The sequence below is a fragment of the Streptomyces sp. NPDC059010 genome, assembly GCF_042740355.1.
Lineage (GTDB): Bacteria > Actinomycetota > Actinomycetes > Streptomycetales > Streptomycetaceae > Streptomyces.
The window spans coordinates 1-15617 of the sequence record NZ_JBHYJA010000052.1; the positions used below are offsets into that span (position 1 = coordinate 1).

Genomic DNA, 15617 nt, shown 5'->3' on the forward strand with positions numbered 1-15617 from the left:
CTGATCCGCCCCCCCCCGATATAAACACTTCCTTTGTCGTCGGCTGCTTAAGTTGTTTATAAGAGACTGGGGTGTGGACTGGTCGACGCGGTCGGCCACACTTCCCTCCCCGGACGCGTGGGCACCCCCGTGGCGCCCACACGACTGGAGAGGCCCGACCGGGCCGAGATGGTTGCGCTTTCTACGAATTCACAGGCTTCACGCGAGCCTCAGAGGTTGCCGCGCTTCTCCTGCTCCCGCTCGATCGCCTCGAACAGTGCCTTGAAGTTGCCCTTGCCGAAGCCCATCGAGCCGTGCCGCTCGATGATCTCGAAGAACACGGTCGGCCGGTCCTGGACCGGCTTGGTGAAGATCTGCAGCAGATAGCCGTCCTCGTCGCGGTCGGCGAGGATCTTCAGCTCGCGCAGGGTCTCGATGGGAACACGGGTGTCGCCGACCCACTCACCGAGGGTGTCGTAGTACGAGTCGGGGGTGTCGAGGAACTGGACACCGGCCGCGCGCATCGTGCGGACCGTGGCCACGATGTCGTTGGTGTTCAGCGCGATGTGCTGGACGCCCGCGCCGCCGTAGAACTCCAGGTACTCGTCGATCTGGGACTTCTTCTTGGCGATGGCGGGCTCGTTGATCGGGAACTTGACCTTCAGGGTCCCGTCCGCGACCACCTTCGACATCAGCGCGCTGTACTCGGTCGCGATGTCGTCGCCCACGAACTCCTTCATGTTCGTGAAGCCCATGACCTTGTTGTAGAAGCCGACCCATTCGTTCATCCGGCCGAGCTCGACGTTGCCGACGCAGTGGTCGATGGCCTGGAAGGTGCGCTGGGCGGGCGGCTCGACCATCGGCGCGACGGCGACGAAGCCCGGCAGGTACGGGCCGTCGTAGTCCTTGCGCTCGACGAGGGTGTGGCGGGTCTCGCCGTACGTCGCGATCGCGGCCCGTACGACGGTGCCGTGCTCGTCCTTCGTCTCGTACGGCTCCTCGACCGAGCGGGCGCCGTGTTCGAGGGCGTAGGCGTAGGCGCGGCGCGCGTCCGGCACCTCGATGGCGAGGTCGATGACGCCGTCGCCGTGCTCGGCCACGTGCTGGGCGAGGAAGTGGCCCCAGGTGGTGGCGGGCTTGATGACCGAGGTGAGGACGAACCGGGCGGAGCCGTTCTCCAGCACATAGCTCGCGGTCTCGCGGCTGCCGTTCTCCGGTCCGGAGTAGGCGACCAGCTTCATGCCGAAGGCGGTGGAGTAGTAGTGCGCCGCCTGCTTGGCGTTGCCCACGGCGAAGACGACCGCGTCCATTCCCTTGACCGGGAAGGGGTCGGCCTGCCGGGCGGTGTCGGGAGTGTGGTGTGTGGTCTGCGTCATAGCCGCAGCCTCACTCCGGTGCGGCAAGGTGCGCAATAGTTTGTTCGTTCACTGGGCAGTCTGTGCAGCGAAGGGTCCGTTTCTGCGGGCTGTCTGTACAGGTTGACCACCCCGCTCGTGAGGCTTCGGGAGGCTGCTGTGGCGATCGATCATCTGGACGGGCGGATCATCGTGCTGCTGGCGCGGGAGCCGCGGATCGGGGTGCTGGAGATGTCCCGGCGGCTGGGAGTGGCCCGCGGGACCGTGCAGGCGCGCCTTGACCGGCTTCAGTCGAACGGAGTCATCCGCGGATTCGGCCCCGAGGTGGATCCGGCCGCGCTCGGATATCCGGTCACCGCCTTCGCCACGCTGCAGATCCGGCAGGGGCAAGGGGCCGACGTACGGGCGCACTTGGCGAGCGTGCCGGAGGTGCTGGAGCTGCACACCACCACCGGGACCGGGGACATGATGTGCCGCCTGGTGGCGCGCTCCAACGCCGATCTCCAGCGGGTGATCGACCGGGTTGTCGGTTTCGATGGGATCGTCCGGGCCTCCACCGCGATCGTGATGGAGAACCCCGTTCCGCTGCGGACCATCCCGCTGGTGGAGCAGGCGGCCCAGGACCGGGACAGGACGACCTGGCCGACCTAGGTGAGCGGGTGAGCGGATGTGAGCTTCTGGGAGTACCTGGGCAACCGCCACCAGCAGCTGTTCGCCGACGCCCTCCAGCACGCCAGCGCCGTCCTGCAGTGCATGATCGTGGCGACCGTGATCGGGGTGCTGATCGGCGTGGCCACCTATCGCACCGAGTGGGCCGGCAATCTCGCCACGCTGACCACCTCCGGCATCCTGACCATTCCGTCGCTTGCCATGATCGGTCTGCTCATCCCGGTCGTGGGCCTCGGCGTGGCGCCCACGGTGATCGCACTGACGCTGTACGGGCTGCTGCCGATCGTGCGCAACTCGATCGTCGGGCTGCGCGGGGTCGACCCGTCCCTGGTGGACGCGGCCAAGGGGATCGGGATGTCGCGGCTCACCCGGCTGCTGAAGGTGGAGCTGCCGCTGGCCTGGCCGCCGATCCTGACCGGGATCCGGGTCGCCACACAGATGCTGATGGGCATCGCGGCCATCGCGGCGTACGCCTCCGGCCCCGGCCTCGGCAACGTCATCTTCCGCGGTCTCGCCTCGCTGGGCAGCGCGAACGCACTGAACCAGGTGCTCGCGGGCACGGTCGGGATCATCATCCTGGCGCTGCTGTTCGACGCCGCGTACGTCCTGATCGGGCGGCTGACCATCCCCAGGGGGATCCGTGCCTGAGAACAACGGCCACGACGGCCACCACGGCGCGTCCATCGAGCTGGAGAACCTCTCGAAGCATTATCCGGGCAGCCCGCAGCCGGCCGTGGACGACGTCAACATGGAGATCAAGGCCGGCGAGGTCGTCATCTTCGTCGGCCCCTCCGGGTGCGGGAAGTCGACCACCCTGAAGATGATCAACCGGCTGATCGAGCCGACCGGTGGCCGGATCCGCATCGGCGGCGAGGACGTCACCGACATCGACCCGGTGAAGCTGCGCCGCAAGGTCGGCTACGCGATCCAGTCCGCGGGACTGTTCCCGCACATGACGGTCGCGCAGAACATCGCGCTCGTGCCGAAGATGATCGGCTGGTCGAAGACCCGGATCGCCGCGCGCGTCGAGGAGCTGCTCGACCTCGTCGGGCTGGACGTCGGGGAGTTCCGCGGCCGGTATCCACGCCAGCTCTCCGGCGGCCAGCAGCAACGCGTGGGCGTGGCACGGGCGTTGGCGGCCGATCCCCCGGTGCTGCTGATGGACGAGCCGTTCGGCGCGGTCGACCCGATCACCCGCGACCATCTCCAGGACGAGCTGATCAGGCTCCAGCACGAGCTGCACAAGACGATCGTCTTCGTCACGCACGACTTCGACGAGGCGATCAAGCTCGGCGACCGGATCGCCGTTCTGCGCGAACGGTCCCACATCGCCCAGTTCGACACCCCGGAGGCCATCCTCACCAACCCGGCGGACGACTTCGTGTCCGGTTTCGTCGGCGCCGGGGCGGCGCTGAAGCGGCTGAACCTGTCCCGGGTGCGGGACGTGGAGATCACCGACTATCCGACGGCGACCGTGGACGACCCGCTCCAGGAGATCTTCAACCGGCTGCGGGCGAGCGGCACCAACGAGGTCCTGCTGCTCGACCGGCGCCGACGGCCGTACAAGTGGCTCCGGCGCGGCGACATGATGCGGGCCAAGGGGTCGCTGGCGCGGGCGGGCACGCTCGTGCACGACACGGTGACCAAGGACGCGACCCTGCGGGACGCGCTGGAGGCGGTGCTCACGGACAGCTCGGGCCGGGTGGCGGTGACCGGGCGGCGCGGCGAGTACACGGGCGTCGTGGACATGGAGACGCTGATGAACTCCGTGCACGAGCTGCTGGAGGCCGACCGGCTGGAGGCGCTGGAGGCCCAGCACGAGCTGGAGGGGGCGCGGGCGGAGCGCACGCACGCCGAGCAGGAGGGCGAGGGAGGGGGGATGAAGGCGTGAGCGGTCCCGAGACCCCCGGGACGTCCCCGGTGCGGGAGGCGTCCGGGGAATCCGAGGCTCCCGAAGGCGGCGAACCCGCGGCGGGCACGGAGGCCCCCTCCCCCACGCACGTGCGGGCCCCGGCCCGGCTGAGCCGGCAGCAGCTCACCGTCGTGCCCGCGATGCTGGTGGTGCTGCTGCTCGCGACCTGGCTGTGGTTCCAGCAGGCCGACCTCGACGCGGTCTCCGAGAACGCGCTGTCGAACGGTCAGGTCTCGCAGGCCCTGTGGGAGCACATCGAACTCACCGCGATCTCCACCTTCTTCGTGCTGATCATCGCGATCCCGCTGGGCATCCTGCTGACCAGGCGGGCATTCCGGAAGGCCACCCCGGTGGCCGTGGCGATCGCCAACATGGGCCAGGCGACCCCGGCGATCGGCCTGCTCGCCCTGCTGGTGATCTGGCTGGGCATCGGCCGCAGAGCGGCCCTGATCGGCATGATCGCGTACGCCGTGCTGCCCGTGCTGTCCAACACGATGGCCGGCCTCAAGGCGAACGACCCGACCATGCTGGAGGCCGCGCGCGGCATCGGCATGTCCCCGATGGGCGTCCTGTCCCGGGTGGAACTCCCCCTGGCGGTCCCGCTGATCCTGGCGGGCGTCCGCACGGCCCTGGTCCTCAACGTCGGTACGGCGACCCTGGCGGTGTTCGGCGGAGGCGGCGGCCTCGGCGTGCTGATCACGGCCGGCATCACCAACCAGCGCATGCCGGTCCTGGTCCTGGGCTCGATCCTCACGGTCGCCCTCGCCCTGCTGGTGGACTGGCTGGCGTCGCTGGCGGAAGTGCTGCTGCGGCCACGGGGGCTGGACCTGTGAGGCGGCCCGGGGTCCTGCTGACGGCGGGGTTGCTGGTGGCGTCCGCCGGGTGCGGCCTGACCAGCGGCTCCCCGATGGTGGACGACGTACGGCCCGGCACGATCGGACGGGGCGAGCCACTGAAGGGCGCCGAACTGACGGTGACGTCGAAGTCGTTCACCGAGCAGCTCATCCTCGGCGCGATCATGGGCATCGCCTTCCAGGCGGCCGGTGCGGAGGTGCTCGACCGCACCGGCATCCAGGGCTCCATCGGCAGCCGCGAGGCGGTCCGCAAGGGCGACGCGGACGCCGGGTACGAGTACACGGGCACGGCCTGGATCACGTACCTGGGCCGCAGCGAGCCGATCCCCGACCCGCACAAGCAGTGGGAGGCGGTGCGCGAGGCGGACGCGAAGAACGGGGTGACCTGGCTGGCGCCCTCCGAGCTGAACAACACCTACGCCCTGGCGATGAACCAGGAGAACCACAAGAAGTACGGCACGAACACGCTCTCCGAGGTCGCCGCGCTGTCCAAGTCCGACCCCGGCGCCGTGACTCTGTGCGTGGAGGTCGAGTTCGCCAACCGGGCGGACGGGCTGCCGGGCATGCAGAAGGCGTACGGCATGGACGTGCCCACGAAGAACATCACCCAGATGGACACCGGGATCATCTACACCCAGGTCGCGAAGGGCAGTTGCACCTACGGCGAGGTCTTCACGACGGACGGCCGCATCAAGTCCATGAACCTCGTGGTCATGGAGGACGACAAGAAGTTCTTCCCCAACTACAACGTCGCCCCGATGATCAACTCCAAGACCCTGAAGAAGTGGCCGGCCATCGCGCAGGTACTCGACCCGGTCACCAAGAAACTGAACAACTCCGTGGCGCAGGACCTGAACGCGAAGGTGGATGTGGACGGGGAGGACCCGCATCAGGTGGCGTTGGACTGGATGAAGGAGGAGGGGTTCGTGAAGTAGCGGATGTCGCTGGGCAGTTGGTTCCAAAGAACCCGTTGCAAAGGAAGTTTTGCAACGATACCTTTGTAACCATGGTCGAGGAACCGAAGCTTCATGAGCTCGACGCCCGCACACTCCGCGGGCTCGCCCACCCCCTGCGGATGCAGCTGCTGTCCGCCCTTCGCCGCGGCGGACCCGCCACCGCCTCCCAACTCGCCGAAAAACTCGGCGAGTCGAGCGGCGCCACCAGCTACCACCTGCGCCAGCTCGCCGCGTACGGCTTCGTGGAGGACGCCCCGGAGCACGGCAAGGGCCGGGAGCGTTGGTGGCGGGCGGTCCACCAAGGGGTGCGGTTCGACGAGTCACTGATGCGGGACACGGATCCGGCGGTACGAGGCGCGGCGTCCGTGTTCATGCATGAGGTCGCGAACTGGCACACCCAGGAGCTCTCGACGTTCATCGGCACCCGGCACGAGTGGCCCGACGTGTGGGTCAGCGCCTCGGACGTGAGTGACTTCACGATTCGCCTCACACCCGACCTCGCAAGCGAACTCAACGAGAAGATCCACGAACTCATCGAAAGCTACCGCGCACGCGCCGCCCCCGAAGGCACCGCGGACGCGGAGCAGGTGCGCCTCCATACCCACGTCTTCCCCATCACCTCGGACTGAGAGGCCCCACCCCATGCACCCCGAAACCCACCTCACCCTGCACCACACCCGCGCCGCCGAACTCCAGGCCGAAGCCCACGCACACGCCCTCGCGACCCGCGCCAAACCCGCCCGGGATCTGCGAACGAGGGTCGGCTGGACGCTCGTGGAAGTCGGCCTGCGCCTGGCCACGCCCAAACCGGCGTTAAACCCCTAGCAGCTCGGAACCGAGCCCTTCCCCGACTCCAGCGCCTCCAGGGAGCTCACCGCGCCCTTCAGGGTCGTCACCGGGATCAGCCGGAGGCCCTTCGGGAGTTCCGCCTTCGCGTCGGAGCACTCTGCCTTCGGGACCAGGAAGACCGTCGCGCCGTCGCGCTTGGCCGCCTGGGTCTTCAGGGATACGCCGCCGACCGCGCCGACCTGGCCGGCGGGGTCGATCGTGCCGGTGCCGGCGATGGTGCGGCCGCCGGTGAGGTCGTCGTCGTTCAGTTTGTCGATGATGCCGAGGGAGAACAGCAGGCCCGCGCTGGGGCCGCCGACGTCCGCGAGTTTCAGGGTGACCTTGATGTTCTTGTCGGTCAGGTCCAGGTAGTTCAGCGCGGCCTCGGTCGCGGCGTCCTGGGACTCCTTCATCTGCTCGGTGTTGTACTGCTCGATCTCCCGGGTGCTGCGCCCGCTCGGATAGACCGAGTCGCGCGGCATGACCGCCTTGTCCGTGCGGAACCAGGCGTCGACCAGGTCGCCGAGCCGTACGTCCGTGTCCGGCGAGGTGGCCTCGATGGTCGTCATCCGCAGCTCACCGCTGGTGTCGCGGGTCGGCGCACCGGAGATCGTGATCACCGGGTCCCCCTTGTTCTCCCCCAGCACGTCCGCGGTCAGCCCGGGCTGCGTCAGTGAGAACGGCAGCGGCGCGAAGGCCGCCGTGGCGAGCAGGGCCACGACCGGCAGGGCGCAGACGGCGACGGCCCGGGGGCGCGAGAGACGAGAGAACACGGGATCAATCTAACGTGGCGGCGAGTTCCGGCCCGGCGCAGGTCGGAGCTGCCAAGGGTGCCCCATTCAGGTCACGTACAGGTCTCGCCGCTGCTTGGTGAAGCGCCGCAGCACCTCCGGCAGCGGCTGCACCCCGATCCCCGGGCCTCTCGGCACCGGCAGATGACCGTCCACCAGCACGAACGGCTCGGTGATGTCCTCGGCGAAGTAGCGGCCGGACGCCGATGTGTCCCCGGGCAGCGTGAAACCGGGCAGCGCCGCCAGCGCCAGGTTCGCCGCGCGGCCGATACCCGTCTCCAGCATCCCGCCGCACCACACCGGCACCCCGTGCGCGTACGCCACGTCATGCACCCGCCGCGCCTCCAGGTATCCCCCGACCCGGGCGGGCTTCACGTTCACGACCCGGCACGCGTCCAGCGCGATCGCGGACGCGGTGTCGGCGGCGTTGTGCAGGGACTCGTCCAGGCAGACGGGGGTCGCGATGCGCTGCTGGAGGCGGGCGTGGGCGTACAGGTTGTCCTCCGCGAGCGGCTCCTCGATCAGCAGCAGCCCGAACGCGTCCAGCCGCCGCAGATGCTCGGCGTCCGCGAGCGTGTACGCCGTGTTGGCGTCCACCTGGAGCGGCAGCTCCGCCCCGAAGCGCTCACGCACGGCCCGTACGGGTTCGAGGTCCCAGCCCGGCTCGATCTTCAGCTTGATCCGGACATAGCCGTCCGCCAGATACCCCTCGACGTCGTCCAGCAACTCACCGAGCGTCCGTCTGATGCCGACCGACACCCCGGCCGGCACCCGCTCCCGCACCGCCCCGAGATACGTGGCCAGCGGCATCCCGTACGACCGCAGCTCCGCGTCCAGCACCGCCGTCTCCAGCGCCGCCTTCGCCAGCTCGTGCCCCTTGATCTTCGCCATCGCCGGCGCGAGGTGGGCCGTATCGAACACGGGGAGTGCGGCGACGCGCGGCAGCAGGAAGTCGCGCAGCACGATCTCCGCGCCGGCCACGTGCTCCGAGCAGTACAGCGGCTCGGGGTCGCCCGCGAACTCCGACCAGCCCTCGGCCGCGTCCGTGACGACGTGCAGCAGGAAGGTGTCCTTCGTCGTCATCGTGCCGAAGGAGGTACGGAAGGGGGTGACGAGCGGGATCGCGATGTGGACGATCTCGACGCGTTCGAGCTTCATGCGGTGGCGTCCTCCCGGTCGTGGGTGAGCGTGTACCAGCCGTCGCGGGACATGTCCGTCGCCGTGAACCCCTCGGCGAAGGCCTTGGTGAACACCTCGCGGACAGCTCGCCGCCAACCCAGTGCCAGCTCCGGGTCCGCTGCCCGCAGCGCCACTATGTCGTCCGGTACACGGCACCAGACATACCGGTCCGACACGTCCCGGCGGGCGAGCGGCCCGCCGTCGGGGGCCGTGTGCGTGGTGGGCGCGGCCTCGCGATCCGGGATGCCGGGCCCGGCGTCGTCCGCCTGTCCTCGCGGCGGCCCGACCAGGTCCCAGGCCACCTCCAGCCGGTCGCTCTCGTCGCCGTCGTTCACGCCGTCCGCCATGGGGCCGTAGAAGTCGATGAGGTAGTCGGTACCGGTGGCGCCCAGTTTGACGAAGTTGAACCGGGCGTTCCGGCCGACCAGCGGATCGAAGGTCCAGCGCATGGTGAGCGCCCCGAGCTCCACCGCCCAGGCCCGCTGGGCCTGCTTCAACCGCGGCCCGAGCCCCTGCTCGGCAGCGGCCAGCAGCGAGTACGTCTCCCGCGACGCCGGCGGCCCGAACACGGCGACGCAGGCACCGACGAGCCGTTCCCCGTCGTACGCCGCGTGCACCGCCCCGCCCGCGTGGGCGAGGCTGTTCAGCGTCTCGGGCAGCAGGGGCGGTGCGCTGCGGGGCGTCTGCCATACGTCACTGAAGTAGTCGGCAACAGCGGTGAACCCGGCGGGCTCGTGGACGGTGCGGATGCTCAGTGAGGTCATGACACGAGTGTCGGAGGTGGTGCGGGGCCCTGCCTAGTACGCGCGTCAGCGCAACGCCTCCGCGACCTCCCGGGCCGCGTCCACGACCCTCGGCCCCACCCGCTCGGGCACCGCGTCGGCCAGCATCACCACACCCACGCTGCCCTCGACCCCGGTGACCCCGATCAACGGCGCGGCCGCCCCGCTCGCCCCCGCCTCCAGCTCGCCATGGGTGAGGGTGTACCCGGGCTCCTCCATCGGCTGCTGCCGCGCCGCGAGTATCGCCCGCCCCGCGGCCCCACGGTCCAGCGGATGCCGGAACCCGGCCCGATAGGCGACGTGATAGTCCGTCCAGGTCGGCTCGACCACGGCGACGGCCAGCGCTTCCGTGCCGTCCACGAGGGTCAGGTGGGCGGTCGCCCCTATGTCCTCGGCCAGCGACCGCAGCGCCGGCAGCGCGGCCTCCCGTACGAGTGGATGCACCTGCCGCCCCAGTCGCAAGACGCCGAGTCCCACGCGGGCGCGTCCGCCCAGGTCACGGCGTACGAGGGCGTGCTGTTCGAGCGTGGCGAGCAGCCGGTACACAACGGTCCGGTTCACGCCCAGTTTGTTGGAAAGCTCGGTGACGGTCAGCCCATGGTCCGTATCGGCCAGCAGCTTGAGGACACGCAGTCCTCGGTCGAGCGTCTGAGAGGTCTCCGCGGTCACGACGCCCACTCCTTAGTGGTGAGGTCGACGGCCCCCTCGCGGCGGATGCGTCACGGAGTCCCGTCCAGTGACGCGCTTCAGAGGCCGCCGATCGGCCGGCGGCCCGGCCTGTACCGGACCGCGTCGCTTCACGGCTGCGCTCCGCGGCGGCGCTGCCACGGGGCGTGTGCGTAGCGGGACATTAGCGAAGCCGGTTCGCTGAGCGGAAGGCTCCGTCCAGAATCCGGGCAGTGGCGAGTACGGACCACAACCGTTCGTCCGGGAATGTACGGCGCGTGAAGCGCCCGTGTAGGCGTGCGGAGCGCCCCGAGCAGGCGCGAAGCGCCACAGGGGCGCGGGGCTGTATCGATATGCGGCTCCGCCGCGTGGGCGCGACAAGCCCCCACCGCCCCGCAGCCGAAACGCAAGCGCCGTCACTTCACTCGCGGCGTCACTTCATCCGCGTAGCCCACTCCTGCACCTTGGCGATCCGCTGCCGAAGCTGCCCCGCCGTCGCCTCCGCACTCGGCGGCCCCCCGCAGACCCGCCGCAGCTCCGTATGGATCACCCCATGCGGCTTCCCGCTCTGATGCACATACGCGCTGACCATCGTGTTGAGCTGCTTACGCAGCTCCATCATCTCCTTGTGCGAGACGACGGGCCGCCGCTCGGCGGGCAGCTCCAGCAGATCCGCCTCGGAGTCCGGCTTCTTACGGCTGTGCGCTATCTGCCGGGCCTGCCGCTTCTGCAGCAGCATCTGCACCTGGTCGGGCTCCAGCAGCCCCGGAATCCCGAGGTAGTCCTGCTCCTCCTCGCTCCCCGGGTGGGCCTGCATGCCGAACTCGGCACCGTCGTAGAGGACCCGGTCGAAGACGGCCTCGGACTCCAGCGCCTCGAAGGCGAACTGCTCCTGCTCGCCGGTGTCCTCGTCCTGCTCCTTGTTCGCCTCCTCCATCTCCTTCTCGGACTCGGCGTACGGGTCCTCCTCGCCGTCCTTCTTCGGCTTGTCGAGGGCGTGGTCGCGCTCGACCTCCATCTCGTTGGCGAAGGTGAGGAGATCGGGGACGGTCGGCAGGAAGACGGAGGCGGTCTCACCCCGCCGCCGGGACCGCACGAAACGGCCGACGGCCTGGGCGAAGAAGAGCGGCGTGGAGATGGTGGTGGCGTAGACCCCGACGGCGAGCCGGGGCACGTCGACACCCTCCGACACCATGCGTACGGCGACCATCCACCGGTCGTTGCTGCCGCTGAACTCGTCGATCCGGTTGGACGCGCCGGCGTCGTCGGACAGCACGAGGGTCGCCTTGTTGCCGGTGATCTCCCGGATCAGCTTGGCGTAGGCGCGGGCGGAGTCCTGATCGGAGGCGATGACGAGGGCCCCGGCGTCCGGAATGGCCTTGCGCACCTCGGTCAGCCGCTGGTCGGCGGCGCGCAGCACACTGGGCATCCATTCGCCGCGCGGATCGAGGGCGGTACGCCAGGCCTGGCTGACGGCGTCCTTGGTCATCGGCTCGCCGAGCCGGGCGGCGATCTCGTCCCCCGCCTTGGTCCGCCAGCGCATGTTGCCGCTGTAGGAGAGGAAGATGACGGGCCGCACGACTCCGTCGGACAGCGCGGAGCCGTAGCCGTACGTGTAGTCGGCGGCGGACCGCCGGATGCCGTCGTTGCCCTCTTCGTACAGCACGAAGGGGATGGGGTTGGTGTCGGACCGGAAGGGCGTACCGGTGAGGCAGAGCCGACGCGTGGCGGGCTCGAACGCCTCCAGACAGGCCTCGCCCCAGGACTTGGAGTCACCGGCGTGGTGGATCTCGTCGAGGATGACGAGGGTCTTGCGCTGCTCGACCCGGTTGCGGTGCAGCATGGGCCGTACGCCGACACCGGCGTAGGTGACGGCGACGCCCTGGTAGTCCTTGCCGAGCGGCCCCGCGCTGTACTCGGGATCGAGCTTGATGCCGATGCGCGCCGCCGCTTCCGCCCACTGCTTCTTCAGATGCTCGGTCGGCGCGACCACGGTGACCTGCTGCACGACATGGTGGTGCAGCAGCCAGGAGGCCAGCGTCAGGGCGAAGGTCGTCTTTCCGGCGCCCGGCGTGGCGACCGCGAGGAAGTCACGCGGCTGCTCCTGGATGTACTTCTCCATCGCCCCTTGCTGCCAGGCACGCAGCTTGTTGGCGGTACCCCAGGGGGCGCGGCCGGGGAAGGCGGGGGAAAGGTGGTGGGAGGAGGCGGCGGTGGTAGTCACGGTCTCCGCAAGGGGGTCGGATGCAGGGGCGGTGGCTCGGTGGCCGGGACGTAGGCGACTCGGCTACGTATGACAACCGGGCCACCCTACCGGCGGTCCGGCGGTGTCCAGGCGCGGACAAGGCCGGGTCCCGCACGGGTGGGACGGACGTCACAGCCACACCTCGGCAACTCACCGCACCCGCAACCGCGTAGCCACCCAGGCCCCCACCAACGCCACCCCCGCCATCGGCAGGAACACCGCCGCGAACGCCCCCGGATGCGAACCCGACGCCGTCGCGCCCGCATGGCTCACCGTGCCGCCCCCCAGGGCCGCGAAGGCGGCGCCGCCCGCGGCCAGCAGAATCACATTGGACAGGGCGTCGGAGATCTGGAGGGCGGCGGAGTTGGTCCCGGCCTCCTCGGGCGCGGAGAGCTGGAGCAGCAGCACGCTCGCGGACGAGATCACCAGCCCCATCCCGAAGCACCCGAAAGCCCACACCACGGCGACGATCCAGGCAGGCACGGAGTCGATCAGCACACTCGGCGCGGCGGCGACGGACGCCGCCACCAGCACCATCCCCACCGCCATCAGCCGCTCCCGATACGGCTCGACCCGCGCCCACGACTGCACCCACGACCCCAACGCCCATGTCACGCCCCCCGCGGCGAGCGAGAACCCGGCGAGCGTGGGCGACAGGCCCCGCTGGGTGACCAGCATCAACGGCACGAAGGACTCGGCCGCGATGAAGGACCCCGCGGCGATCCCCCGCAACAGCACCACGGACGGCAGCCCACGCGCCGCCCGGTACGTGCCCCGCGGAAGCAGCCCCAGCACGGCCGGCACGAGCAGTGCGGCGCCCGCGATGCCGGGTACGAGGGAGAGCCACCGCAGATCCTGGGCGGCGTACTGCAACAGCCCCGCACCCAGCGAGATACCGAGGGCGAGCCGGATCCGCCGCCGGTCGAAGGAGGCACTCCCGGCGGCGGCGTCGACCGGCCCTGCCGCCCGCCGCCTTATCTGCGGCAGCGCGATCGCGAGCGGAAAGACAACCAGCACCGGAATCCCGACGAACACCCAGCGCCACCCCAGATGCTCGGTCACCGCCCCGGACGCGAGCGGCCCCACGATCGACGGCACGACCCAGCCGGCCGCGAACGCCGCCATGATCGCCGGCCGCAACCGCTCGGGGTAGGCCCGCCCGACGACGACGTACAGCGCGACGATCACCAGCCCGCCGCCGAGCCCCTGCACGGCCCGCCCGAGAATGAACACCCACATCGCTCCGGCGGTCCCGGCCAGCAACAGCCCGGCCCCGAAGGCGGCCATCCCGGCCGTGAGCGCCCCGAGCGGCCCCCGCCGATCCGACCACTGCCCCGCGAGCACCATCCCGAACAGGCTGGTGGTGAAGTACCCCGAGAACGCGAACGCGTACAACGACACCCCGTCCAGCTCCCGCGCGGCCACCGGCATCGCCGTCCCGACAGCGGTCGCCTCGAAGGCGATGAGCAGCACGACGGAGACGATCCCGACACTGAGCGCCCGATAGGACCTGCTCAGCACACTCTCCTCGGACCCGGCGACCAGGACGTGATCGGACCTCTTCGCAACACCGGCGTCACGCGGCTCAACGACACTCATGCCCGCCAGCGTAAGGGCCACAACCAGCTTTGACCCCTGTCGAGAGACCGGCCCCACCCTGCGACCTTGGTCGTAAGACCACCCCGTTCATGAACGCGGCATGGCAGTCCCATTGCACCGCACCCGATTCCCTTGAGCCCGCCCCGACCCGGCCCGTACGGTCGACTTACCGATCAAGCCCAGAACAACCGGACTTGGTAGTGGCCGTGTGCCCGAGTGGTTTAGGGGCTCGCCTGCAAAGCGAGTTACGTGGGTTCGATTCCCGCCACGGCCTCTGGATGCCTGACCAGGCAGAACGTAAGGGCGGCGCCGTCCGAAGGTGCCGCCCTTAAGGTGGTCCGTCTCAGTTCCCGTCTCAGTCGGTAGCTCACTCCGTTGAGAAGGACTGGCTCATCCAGGGCCTCGGTGCCTCATGAGCCAGATACGGCGACATCGAAGCTCAGGCCAATCGACTCTTGGTAGGGCACGGCAAGAACCGTCCCGAAACATCCGTCGAGTATGTACTCGCCACGCTGCCACAACCTTTTCCACTGAAGAGCGACGGTGAGTTCCGAGCGAGGATTGACCACATACTCTATATATTCCTCAACACTGTGGGTCAACGTTAGAGATTTCGACATCGAGTCCGTGTGGGCCCGCTCGACACGACTCTCAATTTCAGTAGAAACACCAATCAGAGCACCAGACGCCTTAAGGGCACCCTCGATCACGGAACTCTTCTCAGCAACCACCTGAAATTGCCGCTCTACCGTCCTCGCAACAGTAATTCATCGGACCACTTCGACATCACTTCGCAGATTGTCGAGATGGCGAACGTCCTCACCAATCCATTCCGAGAATTGATCAGTTTCGCGCCTGCCAGAAACCACGAACGTTTCTTCTGGAACTTCTGACTCGCTAGCCTCATTCGACGTACGCCGCGAAGCGGCGGAGTAAGCAAGTAGCGCCGCATTGAGCGCATGGAACACTACGGAATTTGCCCAGTTAGGCACTCTCTTCATGTGCGCGACTCCCCCAGTCTCGCAGGGCTGTTAACCTCCGAGGTTACATCTGCACACAGCCCCACACTCTAACTATCTACCAAAAAACCAGATGTGACAGGGGAGTCGAATCGTCACTGAACCCGGCAGCCGCTCACGTCACTGTAATCATCACCATCGCCTGACTGCCCCCAGAACTTCAGAGGGCAGTCAGGCAACACGAATCTAGCGCCATTCATCTCTTGAAGCTAATCCCGCTCCCAGATGATTTCGAGCGGCATCGCGGTCGTCGACCACCCCATGAGGCCCATAACGGCACGCTCCGGGACACCCAGAATTAGCAGTACCGTTTGGGGGTAGGCGGGGAAGTACGTTCTTCCTAGCTAGTGAGCCGCACTCGCGGTATCGCCGTCAGACCCGGTTGGGCCTGGAGGTGGTTCCACCCGGGCGAGTTGTCCCAGGGCTTGCAGAGCTTCATGAGGTGACCGAACGAGCTGCGGTTGATGATTTAGCGTGGCTTGTTGAGCGGCCGTCAGTTGCAGTACGAACACCTGCCAGTCCAACTTGACGATCAGTACTGCACCGATACGTACGACGGCGTCTTTGGTGGGATCAAGCGCTGCGATCAGTGGCGGGACATGCTGCATCAGTGCGGAGGTAACAGCTGCGTCTTGAGCCAAGACGAGTCGCTGGTCAGCCATATGCGCCGCTGTGTACGCAGTCTCACGCAGCGTGGCGCTGCGAGCCCATAGACGTCGGAACCAAGACCCGATGATTGGGTCATCCGCCTCGATCACAGTAAGACCCACACGGTCCAACAGC

Annotated in this window: 15 protein-coding genes and 1 tRNA gene; 8 read left to right on the forward strand and 8 right to left on the reverse strand. The window is 68.5% G+C overall.

All coding sequences use genetic code 11. The features are described from left to right. Positions 1-209: 209 nt before the first annotated feature. Positions 210-1355 (reverse strand): 4-hydroxyphenylpyruvate dioxygenase, encoded by a 1146-nt coding sequence (hppD, locus tag ACFWYS_RS38865; RefSeq protein ID WP_384779854.1) that lies wholly within the window; start codon positions 1353-1355, stop codon positions 210-212. Positions 1356-1493: 138 nt separating this feature from the next. Here hppD and ACFWYS_RS38870 point away from each other — a divergent pair, with 138 nt between their 5' ends. From ACFWYS_RS38870 to ACFWYS_RS38900, 7 genes are all read left to right on the forward strand, one after another. Beyond that, positions 1494-1985 carry an Lrp/AsnC family transcriptional regulator gene (locus ACFWYS_RS38870; protein ID WP_384779857.1) on the forward strand — a complete coding sequence of 164 codons (492 nt, stop codon included), beginning with the start codon at positions 1494-1496 and terminating at the stop codon, positions 1983-1985. A gap of 18 nt (positions 1986-2003) precedes the next feature. Beyond that, the gene (locus ACFWYS_RS38875; RefSeq protein ID WP_384779860.1) at positions 2004-2651 is read left to right on the forward strand and encodes an ABC transporter permease; all 648 of its coding nucleotides are present in this window, start codon (positions 2004-2006) and stop codon (positions 2649-2651) included. Then, on the forward strand, positions 2644-3894 hold the full coding sequence (locus ACFWYS_RS38880; protein ID WP_384779863.1) for a betaine/proline/choline family ABC transporter ATP-binding protein: 1251 nt from the start codon (positions 2644-2646) through the stop codon (positions 3892-3894). The genes ACFWYS_RS38875 and ACFWYS_RS38880 overlap by 8 nt, the downstream gene beginning before the upstream one ends. Further along, positions 3891-4748: an ABC transporter permease gene (locus ACFWYS_RS38885; RefSeq protein ID WP_384779866.1), complete on the forward strand. Its 858-nt coding sequence runs from the start codon at positions 3891-3893 to the stop codon at positions 4746-4748. The genes ACFWYS_RS38880 and ACFWYS_RS38885 overlap by 4 nt, the downstream gene beginning before the upstream one ends. Continuing rightward, positions 4745-5704: a glycine betaine ABC transporter substrate-binding protein gene (locus tag ACFWYS_RS38890; RefSeq protein ID WP_384779869.1), complete on the forward strand. Its 960-nt coding sequence runs from the start codon at positions 4745-4747 to the stop codon at positions 5702-5704. Before ACFWYS_RS38885 ends, ACFWYS_RS38890 begins: the two co-directional genes overlap by 4 nt. Positions 5705-5775: 71 nt before the next feature. Next, positions 5776-6354 (forward strand): ArsR/SmtB family transcription factor, encoded by a 579-nt coding sequence (locus ACFWYS_RS38895; RefSeq protein ID WP_384779871.1) that lies wholly within the window; start codon positions 5776-5778, stop codon positions 6352-6354. A 13-nt stretch (positions 6355-6367) separates the two neighbouring features. Then, positions 6368-6550, forward strand: coding sequence for a hypothetical protein (locus ACFWYS_RS38900; RefSeq protein WP_384779875.1), 183 nt, complete (start codon positions 6368-6370; stop codon positions 6548-6550). On the opposite strand, the gene ACFWYS_RS38905 is transcribed toward ACFWYS_RS38900, so the two are convergent. The 6 genes from ACFWYS_RS38905 to ACFWYS_RS38930 form a co-directional block, all read right to left on the reverse strand. After that, on the reverse strand, positions 6547-7326 hold the full coding sequence (locus ACFWYS_RS38905; protein WP_384779877.1) for a PDZ domain-containing protein: 780 nt from the start codon (positions 7324-7326) through the stop codon (positions 6547-6549). The two genes, ACFWYS_RS38900 and ACFWYS_RS38905, sit on opposite strands and share 4 nt — an antisense overlap. A 66-nt stretch (positions 7327-7392) precedes the next feature. Further along, positions 7393-8502 carry an o-succinylbenzoate synthase gene (gene menC, locus ACFWYS_RS38910; RefSeq protein WP_384779880.1) on the reverse strand — a complete coding sequence of 370 codons (1110 nt, stop codon included), beginning with the start codon at positions 8500-8502 and terminating at the stop codon, positions 7393-7395. Continuing rightward, entirely contained in the window at positions 8499-9287 is a 789-nt protein-coding gene (locus ACFWYS_RS38915) for a chorismate synthase (protein WP_384779883.1), read from the reverse strand. The genes menC and ACFWYS_RS38915 overlap by 4 nt, the downstream gene beginning before the upstream one ends. Before the next feature lie 45 nt (positions 9288-9332). Beyond that, positions 9333-9974, reverse strand: a complete 642-nt coding sequence (locus ACFWYS_RS38920; protein ID WP_384779886.1) for an IclR family transcriptional regulator — start codon at positions 9972-9974, stop codon at positions 9333-9335. A 430-nt stretch (positions 9975-10404) separates the two neighbouring features. Beyond that, positions 10405-12195: a DEAD/DEAH box helicase gene (locus tag ACFWYS_RS38925; RefSeq protein ID WP_384779889.1), complete on the reverse strand. Its 1791-nt coding sequence runs from the start codon at positions 12193-12195 to the stop codon at positions 10405-10407. A 171-nt stretch (positions 12196-12366) separates the two neighbouring features. Continuing rightward, positions 12367-13815 (reverse strand): MFS transporter, encoded by a 1449-nt coding sequence (locus tag ACFWYS_RS38930; RefSeq protein WP_384779892.1) that lies wholly within the window; start codon positions 13813-13815, stop codon positions 12367-12369. A 202-nt stretch (positions 13816-14017) separates the two neighbouring features. On the opposite strand from ACFWYS_RS38930, the gene ACFWYS_RS38935 reads away from it, so the two are divergent. Beyond that, positions 14018-14089 (forward strand) — tRNA-Cys (locus ACFWYS_RS38935). A gap of 136 nt (positions 14090-14225) precedes the next feature. On the opposite strand, the gene ACFWYS_RS38940 is transcribed toward ACFWYS_RS38935, so the two are convergent. After that, positions 14226-14525, reverse strand: coding sequence for a hypothetical protein (locus tag ACFWYS_RS38940; RefSeq protein ID WP_384779895.1), 300 nt, complete (start codon positions 14523-14525; stop codon positions 14226-14228). Between the last annotated feature and the right edge of the window lie 1092 nt (positions 14526-15617).

What these genes read in the sequence shown, in the direction of transcription:
- hppD (WP_384779854.1), bottom strand. Translation starts at nt 1,355, where the DNA reads ATGACGCAGACCACACACCACACTCCCGACACCGCCCGGCAGGCCGAC.
- ACFWYS_RS38895 (WP_384779871.1), top strand. Translation starts at nt 5,776, where the DNA reads ATGGTCGAGGAACCGAAGCTTCATGAGCTCGACGCCCGCACACTCCGC.
- ACFWYS_RS38900 (WP_384779875.1), top strand. Translation starts at nt 6,368, where the DNA reads ATGCACCCCGAAACCCACCTCACCCTGCACCACACCCGCGCCGCCGAA.
- menC (WP_384779880.1), bottom strand. Translation starts at nt 8,502, where the DNA reads ATGAAGCTCGAACGCGTCGAGATCGTCCACATCGCGATCCCGCTCGTC.
- ACFWYS_RS38915 (WP_384779883.1), bottom strand. Translation starts at nt 9,287, where the DNA reads ATGACCTCACTGAGCATCCGCACCGTCCACGAGCCCGCCGGGTTCACC.
- ACFWYS_RS38930 (WP_384779892.1), bottom strand. Translation starts at nt 13,815, where the DNA reads ATGAGTGTCGTTGAGCCGCGTGACGCCGGTGTTGCGAAGAGGTCCGAT.